Origin of the sequence: Stutzerimonas nitrititolerans, from assembly GCF_003696285.1 — a bacterium.
Lineage (GTDB): Bacteria > Pseudomonadota > Gammaproteobacteria > Pseudomonadales > Pseudomonadaceae > Stutzerimonas > Stutzerimonas nitrititolerans.
In genome coordinates this window covers 1-374 of the sequence record NZ_RFFL01000092.1, presented here as the reverse complement: position 1 = coordinate 374, position 374 = coordinate 1, and the positions used below count along the sequence as shown (strand labels likewise).

1 protein-coding gene is annotated in these 374 nt (G+C 56.1%); it reads right to left on the bottom strand.

What is annotated here, in order from left to right; all coding sequences use genetic code 11:
- Positions 1 to 374 (bottom strand): S24 family peptidase (locus EA795_RS20840; protein WP_147456340.1); only part of this gene is annotated, 374 nt, incomplete at both ends.

The following is a 374-nucleotide window of genomic DNA, read 5'->3' as shown; positions in this document are numbered from 1 at the left end:
GTGTCATCGATCCTGATTTTCTTGGGCGGGTATAGCGTTTCGTTTGCCGAGACCATCAGGAAATGGTCTTCGTCCGCGATCTGCAGGCTCTTGATGTAGAAGTGACCCTGCCATGTGAAGGCGTAGATCCCGTCGCCGGTGTATTCCCGGATGCTGACGTCGCTGATCATTGGGTCCAGATGTTGGATGATCGGCGACATGGACTGCCCGTCACCGCTAATGATCTTCAGATGGGACGGGTCCTTATAGGTGACGCCAAGGTCGCGCAGCTGCTTCTGGCTAACCGTCACGTCGCGGAACATCTCAGGGTAGTCTTGGACCAGCTTTCCGTTGCCCATGGCGCCCTGAACGTCGTAGTGCGCAATGCGAATCTC